General features: G+C 68.3%; 13 protein-coding genes and 1 rRNA gene. 9 read left to right on the forward strand and 5 right to left on the reverse strand.

What is annotated here, in order from left to right; translation table 11 throughout:
* The first annotated feature begins 6 nt into the window (after window positions 1–6).
* The 4 genes from tsaB to BLR68_RS08455 are packed head-to-tail and all read left to right on the forward strand — an operon-like array spanning window position 7 to window position 2720.
* Entirely contained in the window at window positions 7–675 is a 669-nt protein-coding gene (tsaB, locus tag BLR68_RS08440; protein WP_018187264.1) for a tRNA (adenosine(37)-N6)-threonylcarbamoyltransferase complex dimerization subunit type 1 TsaB, read from the forward strand.
* A complete protein-coding gene (gene rimI, locus BLR68_RS08445) occupies window positions 672–1169 on the forward strand; it encodes a ribosomal protein S18-alanine N-acetyltransferase (RefSeq protein ID WP_018187263.1) in 498 nt (165 codons plus the stop codon). The genes tsaB and rimI overlap by 4 nt, the downstream gene beginning before the upstream one ends.
* A gap of 1 nt (window position 1170) precedes the next feature.
* The gene (gene tsaD / locus BLR68_RS08450; protein WP_018187262.1) at window positions 1171–2229 is read left to right on the forward strand and encodes a tRNA (adenosine(37)-N6)-threonylcarbamoyltransferase complex transferase subunit TsaD; all 1059 of its coding nucleotides are present in this window, start codon (window positions 1171–1173) and stop codon (window positions 2227–2229) included.
* Window positions 2226–2720 carry a hypothetical protein gene (locus BLR68_RS08455; RefSeq protein WP_018187261.1) on the forward strand — a complete coding sequence of 165 codons (495 nt, stop codon included), beginning with the start codon at window positions 2226–2228 and terminating at the stop codon, window positions 2718–2720. Before tsaD ends, BLR68_RS08455 begins: the two co-directional genes overlap by 4 nt.
* Window position 2721: 1 nt before the next feature.
* Here BLR68_RS08455 and BLR68_RS08460 read toward each other — a convergent pair whose 3' ends face one another.
* Complete coding sequence (locus BLR68_RS08460; RefSeq protein ID WP_018187260.1) at window positions 2722–3921, reverse strand: class I SAM-dependent methyltransferase; 1200 nt, start codon at window positions 3919–3921, stop codon at window positions 2722–2724.
* Between the two features lie 151 nt (window positions 3922–4072).
* On the opposite strand from BLR68_RS08460, the gene groES reads away from it, so the two are divergent.
* The 3 genes from groES to BLR68_RS08475 all read left to right on the forward strand — a co-directional run bounded on the left by groES (window position 4073) and on the right by BLR68_RS08475 (window position 6959).
* Window positions 4073–4369 (forward strand): co-chaperone GroES, encoded by a 297-nt coding sequence (gene groES, locus BLR68_RS08465; RefSeq protein ID WP_017203655.1) that lies wholly within the window; start codon window positions 4073–4075, stop codon window positions 4367–4369.
* A 136-nt stretch (window positions 4370–4505) separates the two neighbouring features.
* Window positions 4506–5444, forward strand: coding sequence for an EamA family transporter RarD (gene rarD / locus BLR68_RS08470; protein ID WP_018187259.1), 939 nt, complete (start codon window positions 4506–4508; stop codon window positions 5442–5444).
* Between the two features lie 156 nt (window positions 5445–5600).
* On the forward strand, window positions 5601–6959 hold the full coding sequence (locus tag BLR68_RS08475) for an ABC transporter substrate-binding protein (protein ID WP_018187258.1): 1359 nt from the start codon (window positions 5601–5603) through the stop codon (window positions 6957–6959).
* Window positions 6960–7129: 170 nt separating this feature from the next.
* Here the strand turns inward: BLR68_RS08475 and BLR68_RS08480 are convergent, their stop codons facing one another.
* From BLR68_RS08480 to BLR68_RS08495, 4 genes are read right to left on the reverse strand one after another with little or no spacing between them, the layout of a single operon-like run.
* The gene (locus BLR68_RS08480) at window positions 7130–7897 is read right to left on the reverse strand and encodes an ABC transporter ATP-binding protein (RefSeq protein ID WP_018187257.1); all 768 of its coding nucleotides are present in this window, start codon (window positions 7895–7897) and stop codon (window positions 7130–7132) included.
* Window positions 7894–8925 carry an ABC transporter ATP-binding protein gene (locus tag BLR68_RS08485; RefSeq protein WP_018187256.1) on the reverse strand — a complete coding sequence of 344 codons (1032 nt, stop codon included), beginning with the start codon at window positions 8923–8925 and terminating at the stop codon, window positions 7894–7896. Before BLR68_RS08485 ends, BLR68_RS08480 begins: the two co-directional genes overlap by 4 nt.
* Window positions 8915–9895 carry a branched-chain amino acid ABC transporter permease gene (locus BLR68_RS08490; RefSeq protein ID WP_018187255.1) on the reverse strand — a complete coding sequence of 327 codons (981 nt, stop codon included), beginning with the start codon at window positions 9893–9895 and terminating at the stop codon, window positions 8915–8917. Before BLR68_RS08490 ends, BLR68_RS08485 begins: the two co-directional genes overlap by 11 nt.
* 6 nt (window positions 9896–9901) lie before the next feature.
* A complete protein-coding gene (locus tag BLR68_RS08495) occupies window positions 9902–11221 on the reverse strand; it encodes a branched-chain amino acid ABC transporter permease (RefSeq protein WP_018187254.1) in 1320 nt (439 codons plus the stop codon).
* A 229-nt stretch (window positions 11222–11450) separates the two neighbouring features.
* Between BLR68_RS08495 and guaB the strand changes: the two genes are divergently transcribed.
* Window positions 11451–12953: an IMP dehydrogenase gene (guaB, locus tag BLR68_RS08500; protein ID WP_018187253.1), complete on the forward strand. Its 1503-nt coding sequence runs from the start codon at window positions 11451–11453 to the stop codon at window positions 12951–12953.
* Window positions 12954–13497: 544 nt separating this feature from the next.
* A 16S ribosomal RNA gene (locus tag BLR68_RS08505) occupies window positions 13498–13652 on the forward strand; the annotation flags it as partial.

Consider the following 13652-nt stretch of genomic DNA (forward strand, 5'->3'; position numbering starts at 1 on the left):
GACCCTGTGATCCTCGGCATCGACACCTCCCTCGGCACGGCCGTCGCCGTGATCGACGACGACGGTGCGGTGCGAGCGGATGCCGCCAGTGCCGACGCGCTCGGTCACGCTGAGATCATCGGCACGCTGCTCGAGACGGCGATGACCGATGCCGCGCACGGCCCCATCGGTGCGACGGGTGCTCCCGAGGCCGTCGCCCTGACCCACGTCGCCGTGGGCATGGGCCCGGGCCCGTTCACGGGGCTTCGGGTCGGGATCGCGGCGGCGCGCGCGTTCGCCCTGGGACGCGGCATCCCGGTCGTCCCGGTGCGGAGCCACGATGCCGCCGCCCTCGCCGTGCTGCTCGCCGACCCGTTCGCCGACGTCCCCCGCTTCGCGGTCGTCACCGACGCGCGCCGCAAGGAGTTCGCGTTCACGGTCTACGACGGCATCGACGACGACGGACTGCCGATGCGCGTCACAGAGGCGACGCTCGTGAAGCGCGACGACATCGACGCGGCCCTCGCCGAACACAGCGCCGAGCGCCGCGACACGACGGTCATCCCGGGCGCCATGGTCGCCCTCGTCGCGGCGCGCGCCGTCGCCGCCGGCCGCGTCGAGGACCTCGGCGAGCCGCTGTACCTGCGCGCCCCCGACGTCACCATGCCCGGCCCGCGGAAGAAGGTCGGCCAGTGACCCTCCGCACCGCCACCGGCGACGACCTCGACGACATCATGCGTCTCGAGCGCGCCTCGTTCCCGACCGACGCCTGGAGCGATGCGCTCATGGCCGGCGAGCTCGCCTCGCCCCATGGTCGCTACGTCGTCGACATCGAGGCCGGTCGCCTCGTCGGCTACGGCGGTGTGCGGGCCGTGCAGGGCGCAGCGGATGCCGACATCCAGACCATCGCGATCGCCGCCGACGCGCGGGGTCACGGCCGTGGGCGCGCGCTGCTGCGCGAGCTGCTGACGACCGCCCGCAGCCGCGGCGCGCGGGAGATGTTCCTCGAGGTGCGGGCGGACAACCCCGGCGCCACGGCGCTGTACCTGTCGGAGGGCTTCTTCGAGGTCGGCCGCCGCCCCCGGTACTACCAGCCCGACGATGTCGACGCGGTCGTCATGCAGCTGAACCTCGTCGCCTGGGAGGCACGGACCACGGCTGCCCCGACGGCCGAGAAGGGCTGGTGCTGACATGACGCGCGAACCCCTCGTCCTGGGTATCGAGACGAGCTGCGACGAGACCGGCATCGGCATCGTCCGCGGCCGCACCCTGCTGTCCAACACGATCGCGAGCTCGATGGACGAGCATGCCCGCTACGGCGGCGTCGTCCCCGAGGTCGCCGCCCGCGCCCACCTCGAGGCCCTGCAGCCCGCCATCGAGGCGGCGCTCGCCGAGGCGCAGGTGACCCTCGCCGACATCGACGCGGTCGCCGTCACGAGCGGTCCCGGTCTCGCCGGTGCGCTCATGGTCGGCGTCGGCGCGGCGAAGGCCCTCGCCGTCAGCCTCGGCAGGCCGCTCTATGCCGTGAACCACCTCGTCGGCCACATCGCCGCCGACATCCTGACCGGCGACGAGGTCGAGTATCCGACCGTCGCCCTGCTCGTCAGCGGCGGACACACGTCGCTCCTGCTCGTCCGCGACCTCGTCTCGGACGTCGAGCTCCTCGGCGAGACGATGGACGACGCCGCCGGCGAAGCCTTCGACAAGATCGCCCGCATCCTCGGTCTGCCCTACCCCGGCGGACCCGAGATCGATCGCGCAGCGTCCACCGGGGACCCGAACGCCATCCGGTTCCCGCGCGGCATGTCCCGGGCCTCCGACATGGCCGAGCACCGGTACGACTTCTCGTTCTCGGGGCTCAAGACCGCCGTCGCGCGCTGGGTCGAACAGCACGAGGCGACGGGGCAACCGGTGTCGGTGCCCGACGTCGCGGCATCCTTCCGCGAAGCGGTCGTCGACGTCCTCGTCACGAAGGCCCTCGACGCCTGCGCCCGCCACGGCGTGCCGCGCCTCCTGCTCGGCGGTGGCGTCATCGCGAACAAGCGTCTGCGCGACGTCGCCCTCGAGCGCGCCGAGGCCGCCGGGGTCGCCGTCCGCATCCCGCCTCTCTCGCTCTGCACCGACAACGGCGCGATGATCGCCGCTCTCGCCTCGGAGCTGATCATGAGCGGCCGCCCGGCCTCGACCCTCGCCTTCGGCGCCGACTCCACGCTGCCGGTCACGACGATCCAGGTGGCGACGTCCTCATGACCGACGAGCGGATGCCGCCCCCCGCCTCCCCGTCACGAGGCCCCGCCCCTTCAGCTCAGGGTCCGGTCGTCGAGCCGCCGTCCGTCGACGTCGCGTCCGCGCCGACCGATTCCGCGCTCCCGGGGGCGCACCGCGGCGGGTTCCGGCGCGAGCTGACCCAGCCGCTCCCCGTCGCGCCGCCCCTCGCCGTGCACCCGGACCCCGACGAGGAAGCCTCGCCCGACGTGCGGTGGATCCCGCCGGCGCCGGTGCTGCCGCGGAGCGCGGGCTGGTCGCTGCTGTTCGGCGCGCTCGGTCTCGTCCTCGCGTGCTTCGTGGGCTGGGGCTTCCCGGTCGGGATGATCGGCGTCGTCCTCGCGATCCTCGCCCTCCGCCGGCCGTGGGAGAAGCGCGAGGCCGCCTACTGGGGTCTCGGGCTCAGCATCGCGTCGCTGCTGTACAGCGCCGGGTGGCTGTGGTGGGCCGGAACGCAGGGCGCCCTGGTCGGCTGAGTCAGACCCGGTCGGCCAGTATCGCGACCCGCTTCGCGTCCCGCCCCTCGCCCGTCCGCGTGAGGATGAGGGTGGCGGATGCCGTACCCCGCAGCGTGAGCTTGCGCCGGAACTGCGCCGGGTCGACGTCGACGCCGCGCTTCTTGATCTCGAGCGTGCCGATGTCGGCCTTCCGAAGCGCCGCATCGATCGCGCCGGTCTTGAGAGGGAGGGTCTCGCGCACCCGGAACGACTGGACGAACGGGTTCGTGAGCGGGGTGTCGGAGGTGAGATACGCGATGCCGCCGCCGAGCATGCCGGCGTCGAGGCTCCGTGCGACCTCGCCGATGAGGCGCGCGCGGATGACGGCGCCTTCGGGCTCGTGGACGAACGCACCGAGGTCGCGGACGGGCTCGTCGTCGGCGTCGCCGGGCGCGGTGAGCTCTGCGGCGCTGCCGCCGCGCAGCACGAGCGCCGACCGGCGGACGCCCTCGCGTCGCAGCGATCCCGACCAGAGCACGAGCTCGACCGTCGAGCCGTCGACGCTGACCCACTGCGCTTCGACGTCGTCGGGGATGAGGTCGCGATCGAGTCCGGGGCCGAGCTTGATGCCCACCGGCATCCGTCCTGCGAGGTCGAAAGCCCAGTCCAGCGACGGCGACCAGTCCTCGGGCGCCGTGCGCGAGGTCTCGGAATGGCCGGCGGTGCGCCGGGCCGGGTCGAGCCAGACCGCATCCCACCCGTCGAGGTCGGTCTCCTCGGCACGGCCGTGCCGCACGGTGACCGATTCGCCGAAGGGGGCGAGGTTGTACGCCGCGAGCGCGGCCGTCGTCTCGTCCGCGTCGACCGCGAGCACGTCCAGACCGATGCCCGCGAGCCCCAGCGCGTCGCCCCCGATGCCGCAGCCGAGGTCCGCGACGCGGTGCGCGCCGGCATCCCGGAACCGCCCCGCGTGACGCGCGGCCACTTCGAGCCGCGTGGCCTGCTCGAGACCCGCTCGGGTGAACAGCATGCGGTCCGCGAACGGACCGAACTTCGCCGCGGCGCGCACCCGCAGGTGGGCCTGGCCGACGACGGCCGAGACGAGATCGGGGGAGTGGCCGGCCGCGCGCAGGCGCGAGACGGCGGCGGCGACCTCGGTGGTGGATGCCAGGGGGCCGACCTCGTCCACCATCCGCAATCCCTGGGCGGTCAGGAGGGCGGTGAGCTCGGCCTGTTCCATCCGGCCAGCCTAGGCCGTGCGGCATCCGGACTTCGGTTGGCACTCGCGTTGCATGAGTGCCAACCGCGCCCTAGACTTTCGTTAGCACTCTCGACAAGCGAGTGCTGATGAGTCTTGAAGCAGGACCCCACCAGCAAGAAAGAGGTAGACCGTGTCGGTTTCCATCAAGCCGCTCGAAGACCGCATCGTCATCAAGCAGGTCGAGGCCGAGCAGACCACCGCAAGTGGCCTGGTCATCCCCGACACCGCCAAGGAGAAGCCCCAGGAGGGCGAGGTCGTGGCCGTGGGCCCCGGCCGCATCGACGACAACGGCAACCGCGTTCCGCTCGACGTCGCCGTCGGCGACCGCGTCCTGTACAGCAAGTACGGCGGCACCGAGGTCAAGTTCGGCGCCGACGAGTTCCTCGTGCTCTCGGCTCGCGACGTCCTCGCGGTCGTCGTCCGCTGACACGCAGCACCTTCGACAGGGCCCGGATGCTTCGGCATCCGGGCCCTGTGCTTTTGCCGAGCCGATGGCGGGATCCGCGCGAACGTCGGCAGTCGCCGGACGCGCAAGCTGTCATGACCGTCGTAGGCTCGTACTCATGACACCCGAGGAGACCGCCCGCGAGAAGTCCCTCGGGGGGATCTTCGTCTTCTCGGCGTACGTGCTCTGGGGTTTCCTCCCGCTGTACTTCGTCAGCCTTGCGCCAACGACGCCGTGGGAGGTCGTCGGCTGGCGCATCGTGTTGAGCCTCGTCTTCTGCGTCGCGCTGATCGCGGTCACCCGCGGCTGGGGGCGGATGCGCGTCATCCTCCGCGATCGTCGGCTCCTGCTCTGGACCCTCGTCGCCGGTCTCCTGATCTACGTCAACTGGCAGGTCTTCCTCATCGGCACCCTGACGGGTCACGTCGTCGAGACGAGCCTCGGCTACTTCATCAACCCGATCGCCACCGTGCTCCTCGGCGTGATCGTGCTGAAGGAGCGTTTGCGCCCCGCCCAGTGGACCGCCGTCGGCATCGCCGCCGCGGCTGTCGTCGTCATCATCGTGGCGGTCGGCAACGTGCCGTGGATCGCCCTGACCCTCGCCGCGAGCTTCGCGACCTACGGGCTGGTGAAGAAGCGCATCGGACCGTCGGTGGATGCCGTCAGCGGCCTCACGCTCGAGTCCTTCTGGCTCGTGCCGATCGCCGTCATCCAGCTCGTCGCGGTCGGAGTGACGTCGGGGCTCACGATGGGGCGCGAGGGCACCGGCCACACGATCCTGCTCCTCCTGGCCGGAGCCATCACGGCGATCCCGCTCCTCTTCTTCTCCGCCGGAGCCCGACGTACGTCGCTGACCGTGGTCGGCATCCTGCAGTTCATCGCGCCGATCATGCAGTTCCTCACGGGCGTGCTCATCCTGCACGAACCCATGCCGTTCGAGCGATGGATCGGATTCGGGCTCGTCTGGGTGGCGATCGCGGTGTTCGCCGTCGACTCGCTCCTGGCCTCGCGTCGCCAGCGCACGCGCGCCGTGACAGCCGTCCCCGACCCTGTCTGAACCGGGGCGGATGCCGCTTTCCCGACCGTTATGGGAGCGTGCCCACCTCGTTACACATCGTTAACGAACGGCAACACTCGCGAGACGACCTCCCCGCTAGGTTGATCACACCGGGCCGGACCCGATCCGACTCGTGTCACCACAGCAAGGAGCACAATGAGCGTTCTCACCCGATCGCGCACGGCAAAGGTCATGGGCGCACTCGCCCTGATCGGCGCGAGCGCACTGGTCCTGGCCGGTTGTTCCGGCTCACCCGCACCCGCCGGCTCGAGCGCCGCCGCCCCTGCTGCTGAAGCAGACTTCCCGGTGGACTGCGACAAGGCAGCGCCCGCGTCCTACACGCCGGAGTACGCGTCCACCTCCAAGGGTCCGGCGAAGGACCTCACGTACACGATCGGCACGGCCCTTCCCGTCACCGGCAACCTCGCCTTCCTCGGCCCGCCCGAGATCGCCGGCACCGAGTTCGCCGCCGACGAGGTCAACAAGGCCGACAAGGGCGTCACCATCAACCTCGAGCAGGGTGACTCGGGTGACACCGACAACAAGGCGTACGAGACCGAGATCCCGCGTCTGCTGAACGCCGGCGCCACCGCGATCGTCGGCGCCGCCTCGTCCGGCACGTCGCTGCAGTTCATCGACCAGGTCATCGCCGCCGACGCGATCCAGTTCTCGCCCGCCAACACCTCGGCCGCCTTCACGGGTTACAAGGACAAGGGCCTCTACTGGCGTACCGCCCCCTCCGACGTGCTCCAGGGGCAGGTGCTCGGCAACCTCATCGCCGGTGACGGTGCTGAGACGGTCGGCATGATCATCCTCAACGACTCGTACGGCACCGGTCTCGCGTGCTTCGCGAAGGCCGCGTTCGAAGAGGCCGGCGGCTCCGTCGTCTCGGCCGCCCTGTACAACACGGGCGACACGAACTTCTCGTCGCAGGTCGAGACGGTCCTCGCGGCCGACCCCGACGCGATCGCGCTGATCACGTTCGAAGAGGTCAAGACGATCATCCCCGAGCTGGTGGCCGCCGACTTCCCGAAGGACAAGATGTACTTCGTGGACGGCAACCTCGCCAACTTCGGTGACGAGTTCGACGCCGGCACCCTGACAGGCGCCAAGGGCACGTACCCGGCCGTCGACCCGACCAGCACCGCGACCTTCCGCGAGGACCTCAACTCGTACTGGACCGGTACCGGCAAGTCCGAGCTGAAGGACTTCACGTACGGCCCCGAGTCGTACGACGCGGTCATCCTGCTCGCTCTGGCCGCCCTCGAAGCCGGATCGGCCGAAGGCCCCGACGTCGCCGCGCACCTGCAGCAGGTCTCCGGTGGCACCGGAGACGGCAAGAAGTGCACGAGCTACGCCGAGTGCGCCGACATCATCAACGCCGGTGAGGTAGCCGACTACGACGGTGTCTCCGGCCCGATCACCTTCGACGAGGTGGGCGACCCGCAGGGCGCCACGATCGGCATCTTCCAGTACGGCGAGGACAACAACTACTCGTTCCTCAACCTCGGCTGATCTGATCCGCCGCTGACGTACTCGAGCGGCCCCGGTCTTCGGACCGGGGCCGCTCTCTCGTGCGCGCGGCGGTCGTAAGAAATCGGCGCCGGTGCATCCGAGTCGTCCGGGCGAACGATGATGCCCCCGGCCTGCAGGCCGGGGGCATCATGCGTCGCTGTGCGGAGCGGTCAGGTTCCGAGCGTGCCCAGGTACAGGCCGATGACCTTGGGGTCGTTCAAGAGCTCGCGACCGCTGCCCGTGTAGGCGTCTCGTCCCTGGTCGAGGACGTAGCCGCGGTCGCAGATCTGCAGGCAACGACGTGCGTTCTGTTCGACCATGATCGTGGTGACGCCGGCCTTGTTGATCTCCGAGACCCGCAGGAACGCCTCGTCCTGACGCGACGGCGACAGTCCGGCCGACGGCTCGTCGAGCAGCAGGACGTAGGGGTCCATCATGAGGGCTCGACCCATGGCGACCATCTGTCGCTCGCCGCCGGAGAGCGACCCCGCACGCTGCTGCAGACGCTTGGAGAGGTCGGGGAAGATCGACGTCACGAAGTCGATCCGTTCCGCGACGACCTTCGGGCGCTGGTAGGCGCCCATCTGCAGGTTCTCGGCGATCGACAGGCTGGGGAAGACGTTGTTGGTCTGCGGCACGAACCCGACGCCCTTGGAGACGAGCTTGTTCGCGCGCAGGCCGGTGATGTCCTCGCCGTTGAGCGTGACCGCTCCGGAGCGGATCTTCACCTGTCCGAAGATCGCCTTCAGCATGGTCGACTTACCGGCGCCGTTGGGTCCGATGATGCCGATGAGTTCGCCCTTCGCGGCGGTCAGGTTCGCGCCGTTCAGGATGTTGACGCCCGGAAGGTATCCGGCGTGGACGTCCCGGAGTTCGACGACGTTCTCGGTCGCCGCGGTCGAGGTGCCGCCGACGGGGGATGCTGCGGTGTCGCTCACTTGTCGTCCTCCGTCCGGTCCGCAGCGCGTGCGGGCGTACCTGGCGCCGAGGAATCTTCCGCCGCGTGGGTCGTGGCGTCTGCCTCGACAGCCTCCTGCAGCTCGTGCTGGGCCTCGAGGAGCTCTTCCGCCTCGGGGGTGAGCTCACCGGCGTAACGGCCCGTCACGACGCCCAGGTCGACATCCTGATGCGCACCGAGGTATGCGTCGATGACGGCCTGCTCCTTCATGACGGTGTCGGGCGGACCTTCGGCGACGACCTTGCCCTCGGCCATGACGATGACCCAGTCGGCGATGTGGCGGACCATGTGCATGTCGTGCTCGACGAAGAGCACGGTCATGCCGAGGTCCTTCAGGTCGAGGATGTGGTCGAGCAGTGACTGCGTCAGTGCGGGGTTCACACCGGCCATCGGCTCGTCCAGCATGACGAGGGTCGGGTCGCTCATCAGCGCGCGGGCCATCTCGAGGAGCTTCCGCTGCCCGCCCGACAGGGACGCGGCGAAGTCCTTCTCCTTGGCGTCGAGCTTGAACCGCGCGAGCAGGCCACGGGCCTTCTCCTCGATCTCGTTCTCCTGCTTGCGCCACAGGAAGGGGAGGATGCCGCGCCAGATGCTCTCGCCGCCCTGGCCGGGCGCGCCGAGCTTCATGTTCTCGAGCACGGTCAGGAGCCCCAGGGACTTCGTCAGCTGGAAGGTCCGGACCTGGCCCATGCGAGCGGCCTTGAAGGCGGGGATCCCGGCGAGGTTGGTCCCGTCGAACGACCACTGACCCTGGTTCGGCTTGTCGAAGCCGGTCAGGAGGTTGAACAGCGTGGTCTTGCCGGCGCCGTTCGGTCCGATGAGGGCGGTGATGGCGTTCCGGGGGATCTCGACGTGGTCGACGTCCACGGCGGTGAGTCCGCCGAAGATGCGCTTCACGCCGTCGGCGACGATGATCGGATCGACCTTCTCCACGCCCGGACGGATCTCGCCCTTGTGGAGGCCGGTCGCCTTGGGACGCGGTGCGGGGGGTGCGACGTCAGCGGACAAAGGTCAGCTCCTTCTTGCTTCCGAGGATTCCCTGTGGCCGGAAGATCACCAGGACCATGAGGGCGACACCCACGAGGACGAACACCAGCATCTGGCTCTGCTCGGAGGTCAGGAACGGCAGGACGCCGATCTTTGACAGCGCGGGCAGGAGGTTCGAGAGGAACGCGCGGACGACCCAGAACAGCACCGCGCCGAGCACCGGGCCGAAGATCGTGGCGGCACCGCCGAGCAGCAGCGCGGTCCATACGTAGAAGGTCTGGGACGTGACGTAGACGTTCGGGTTGACGTTGGTGCCGAGGGCGGTCACGATGCCGCCCGCGGCGATGATGACGCCGCCGACGATGAGCGCCTGCATCTTGAAGGCGAAGACGTTCTTGCCGAGCGAACGAACGGCGTCCTCGTCTTCGCGGATGCCGCGGATGACGCGGCCCCACGGGCTCCGCATCAACAGCCAGACCAACGTCACGACGATCGCGATCGTGATGATGCCGATGATGATCACCCACCACTGGTCCGACTGGTACGTCCACGGACCGAAGCCGTAGCGTCCCGGGGGCAGAAGGTTGCTGGCGCGGAAGTCGGCCTGGAAACCGACCAGGCCGTCGGCCGATCCCGTCGTCTCGCGGAAGGTCGCCGTCAGGAACAGCAGGCGCACCACCTCCGCCGCGGCGATCGTGACGATGGCCAGATAGTCACCGCGGAGGCGCAGCGTCGGGATGCCCATGACGATCGAGAAGAGCACCGCCCCGACGAGGCCGACGAGAGCCGCGACGGGCCACGGCAGGCCGAAGGTGAGCGTCGAGATGGCGAAGCCATAGGCGCCGATCGCCATGAAGCCGGCGACACCCATGTTGAGCAGCCCGGCGAAACCGAAGTGCACCGAGAGACCGATGGCCGCGAGGACGAAGCCGAGCGTGACCGGCGACAGGATCTGAGCCGCCGTGTTGTTGAGGATCTGCAGGAAGTCCATGAGCCGTTATCCGATTCGCTCTCGGCGTCCGAGGAGACCCTGCGGACGGAACAGGAGGATGACGATCAGCACGACGAGCGCGCCGACGTACTTCAGGTCGGAGGGGATCCAGAGCGTCGAGACCTCGACGAGCAGACCCACGATGATCGAGCCGACGAGCGCGCCGAACGCGGTGCCGAGACCGCCCAGCGTGATCGCGGCGAAGACCAGCAGCAGGATGCTGGTGCCCATGTCCCACTTGATGCCGGGACGGAAGTAGGCCCAGAGCACACCCGAGAGTCCGGCCAGCGCGGCCGCCATCACCCACACGATGCGGACGACGGCGTCGACATCGATGCCGCTCGCCGCGGCGAGCGACGGGTTGTCGGATACGGCACGGGTCGCCCGTCCGATGCGGGTCCTCATGAGCCAGAAGGCGAACGCGATGATAACGACGACCGAGACGGCCATGCTGACGACGTCGGTGACCGACAGGCTGATGGGTCCGAGGCCGGGGATGTTGGCCGTCGCCCTGCCCGGCAGGTTGACCGTGCCACCGCCCACGAACATCTGGAAGATGTAGCGCAGCGCGAGCGAGAGGCCGATCGAGACGATCATGAGCTGCACGGTGCCGATCCCCTTGCGGCGCAGCGGCCGCCACAGTCCGGCATCCATTCCGTAGCCGAAGAGCGCCGAGGCGACCACCGCGAGGGGGATCGCGACCCAGATCGGGATGTTGACCGCGACGGAGAAGAAGAGCGCGGCGAGTGCGCCGAAGGTGACCATCTCGCCGTGCGCGAAGTTCGAGAGACCCGTGGTGCCGAACACCAGCGAGGCGCCGATCGCCGCCAGGGCGAGCATCAGTCCGAAGTTGAGGCCGTTGACCGCTCGGGACAGGAATTGGTCGAGGAACGAGGTCGTCGTGCGCTCCGCTGCGCCGAGGGTGAAGTTCCGGGTGACGTTGCTCGTCGGGCCGAACGTCACCTCCTGCGTGAACGCGAACCCTTCCGGAGCGGCCACCCCGCTCGGAAGCGAGTCCTTCACGAGTTCGACCGTGTAGGGGACGTCTTTCGTCGGAACAGGTACGCGCCACGAGCCGTTGGCGGCGGTCTTCGCCTCGCCGGTGTACTCCCCGCCCGTCACGACGACCGTCGCGCCTTCGACGGGATCGCCGGCGACGCGCACGTTGCCCTGCACCGCGAACGGGAAGGTCTCCGGGCTCTTCGTGTCAGCGGCGGCAGGATTCGCCAGGCCGAACAGCAGAGCGCCGGAGAAGACTCCGGCGATAAGGGCTACGAGTGCGCGTCGCCATCGATCGTGGGCGCGCACAGAGCGGGTGGTCGTCACCGACACCTCCTGGTTGAAGCATGGCCAGCGCGCAGAGGTACGGGTGCCCCCGGCGCCACACGACCGTATCCAGCGATTGTTGCCGGTGTGTTTCCCTGCCGCAACCATCGACACTCCGTCGTTTCGCGCGACCTGGTGTGCTCCTTATATCAAGGGCGACGCACGCGGGGAATGAATCGAGGCTCGTGCGCCTTAGAATTCAGACAAGCCGATCGACGCAGGAGAGCACATGGAGCACAACGACCCGTTCGGATTCGTGGGACTGACGTACGACGACGTCCTCCTGCTGCCCGGCCACACGGACGTCATCCCGTCCGAGGCCGACACCTCCTCCCGGGTCACGCGGCGCATCACCGTCGCGACTCCGCTCCTATCCGCCGCGATGGACACCGTCACCGAGGCCCGCCTCGCGATCGCCATCGCACGCGAGGGCGGTATCGGCATCATCCATCGCAACCTCTCCATCGCCGATCAGGCCAAGATGGTCGATCGCGTCAAGCGCAGCGAGTCGGGGATGATCACCGACCCGATCACGACGACTCCCGACGCGACCATCGAAGAGGTCGACACCCTGTGCGGTCAGTACCGCATCTCGGGACTCCCGGTCATCGACGACGACGGCAAGCTCGTCGGCATCGTTACGAACCGCGACATGCGTTTCGTCTCGGGCTTCGAGCGTCAGACCACCAAGGTGCGCGACGTCATGACCGTCGAGGGTCTCGTCACGGGGCACGTGGGAATCGGGGCCAACGAGGTGATCGCCCTCTTCGCGCATCATCGCGTCGAGAAGCTCCCGCTCATCGACGACGACGGCAAGCTCGCCGGCCTCATCACCATCAAGGACTTCGACAAGAGCGAGAAGTATCCGCTCGCCACCAAGGACGACCAGGGACGACTTCGTGTGGGAGCCGCGATCGGCTTCTTCGGGGACGCATGGGAGCGCGCAGAAGCGCTGCGGGATGCCGGGGTCGACGTCATCGTGGTCGACACGGCCAACGGTCAGTCGGCCGGTGTCATCGACATGGTGAAGCGCATCAAGGCGGACGAGTCGTTCGCGCACATCGACGTGATCGGAGGGAACGTCGCCACCCGCGAGGGTGCGCAGGCTCTCATCGACGCGGGAGTTGATGCCGTCAAGGTCGGCGTCGGTCCGGGGTCCATCTGCACGACCCGCGTCGTCGCCGGCGTGGGCGTCCCGCAGGTCACCGCGATCTACGAGGCATCCCTCGCCGCGCGGGAAGCCGGCGTGCCGATCATCGCGGACGGCGGACTCCAGTACTCCGGTGACATCGCGAAGGCGCTCGTCGCCGGCGCCGACACCGTCATGCTCGGCTCTCTCCTCGCCGGCACGGATGAGTCGCCGGGTGAAGTGGTGTTCCAGGGCGGCAAGCAGTTCAAGCTGTACCGGGGGATGGGATCCCTCGGTGCGCTCCAGACGCGCGGCAAGAAGACCTCGTACTCGAAGGACCGCTACTTCCAGGCGGACGTCCCGAGTGACGACAAGCTCATCCCCGAAGGCATCGAGGGACAGGTCGCGTACCGCGGACCGGTCTCCGCCGTCGCCTATCAGCTGGTCGGGGGATTGCGGCAGTCGATGTTCTACGTCGGCGCGCGCACCGTGGAGGAGCTCAAGGCCCGAGGCAAGTTCGTCCGGATCACCTCGGCGGGCCTCAAGGAGTCCCACCCGCACGACGTGCAGATCGTCGTCGAAGCGCCGAATTACAAGCGCTGACAGGGATCCGGGGGCTCGACACGCCCGGGATGCGAGGCAGATTTGCCGAGTCCCCGATCCCCGCGTAACTTATTACTTGTTCGCCCCACAGGGAAGAGCGAGAGGCTGAAAAGCCCGCCGCCCCCTCAAGCTGGCGGACCACCCCCTCCAAGAAGAAACTGTCGCTCTGCGATTGGGTCTGACCTCAGGTCTAGGACGGGTCATCGGGACGTGCTCTTCGCCGTCATCCGAACTCCACGATCTCTCGAGATCATCGGCGTGTCGGGTTTGACGGTTCCAGAGCCTCGTCCTAAGGTAGAGAAGTTGCCTCACTACGAAGCCCCGCGGGGTGGTGTGGGAGCATCCGTTCCTTGAGAACTCAACAGCGTGCACTTGTCAAATGCCAAATAACCTCGACTTCAGCTTCGGCTGAGGTGAGATTCCTTTGGATCAAAGTCCGGCTTCTTTCGGGAGGTCGGCAAACGGATAGTCAGCAATGATTTATCTCTTTGGTCAGTTCAAACTCGCTGCTTCGGCCTATTCCGGTCGTTGTCAGTATTTTTCTTTTACGGAGAGTTTGATCCTGGCTCAGGATGAACGCTGGCGGCGTGCTTAACACATGCAAGTCGAACGGTGAAGCAGAGCTTGCTCTGTGGATCAGTGGCGAACGGGTGAGTAACACGTGAGCAACCTGCCCCTGACTCTGGGATAAGCGCTGGA

It is taken from the genome of Microbacterium sp. 77mftsu3.1 (genome assembly GCF_900100525.1).
Lineage (GTDB): Bacteria > Actinomycetota > Actinomycetes > Actinomycetales > Microbacteriaceae > Microbacterium > Microbacterium aquilitoris.

Excerpts from the sequence above, each read along its gene's own strand:
- tsaD (WP_018187262.1), top strand. The coding sequence starts at position 1,171 with ATGACGCGCGAACCCCTCGTCCTGGGTATCGAGACGAGCTGCGACGAG.
- BLR68_RS08455 (WP_018187261.1), top strand. The coding sequence starts at position 2,226 with ATGACCGACGAGCGGATGCCGCCCCCCGCCTCCCCGTCACGAGGCCCC.
- BLR68_RS08460 (WP_018187260.1), bottom strand. The coding sequence starts at position 3,921 with ATGGAACAGGCCGAGCTCACCGCCCTCCTGACCGCCCAGGGATTGCGG.
- rarD (WP_018187259.1), top strand. The coding sequence starts at position 4,506 with ATGACACCCGAGGAGACCGCCCGCGAGAAGTCCCTCGGGGGGATCTTC.
- BLR68_RS08475 (WP_018187258.1), top strand. The coding sequence starts at position 5,601 with ATGAGCGTTCTCACCCGATCGCGCACGGCAAAGGTCATGGGCGCACTC.
- BLR68_RS08490 (WP_018187255.1), bottom strand. The coding sequence starts at position 9,895 with ATGGACTTCCTGCAGATCCTCAACAACACGGCGGCTCAGATCCTGTCG.
- guaB (WP_018187253.1), top strand. The coding sequence starts at position 11,451 with ATGGAGCACAACGACCCGTTCGGATTCGTGGGACTGACGTACGACGAC.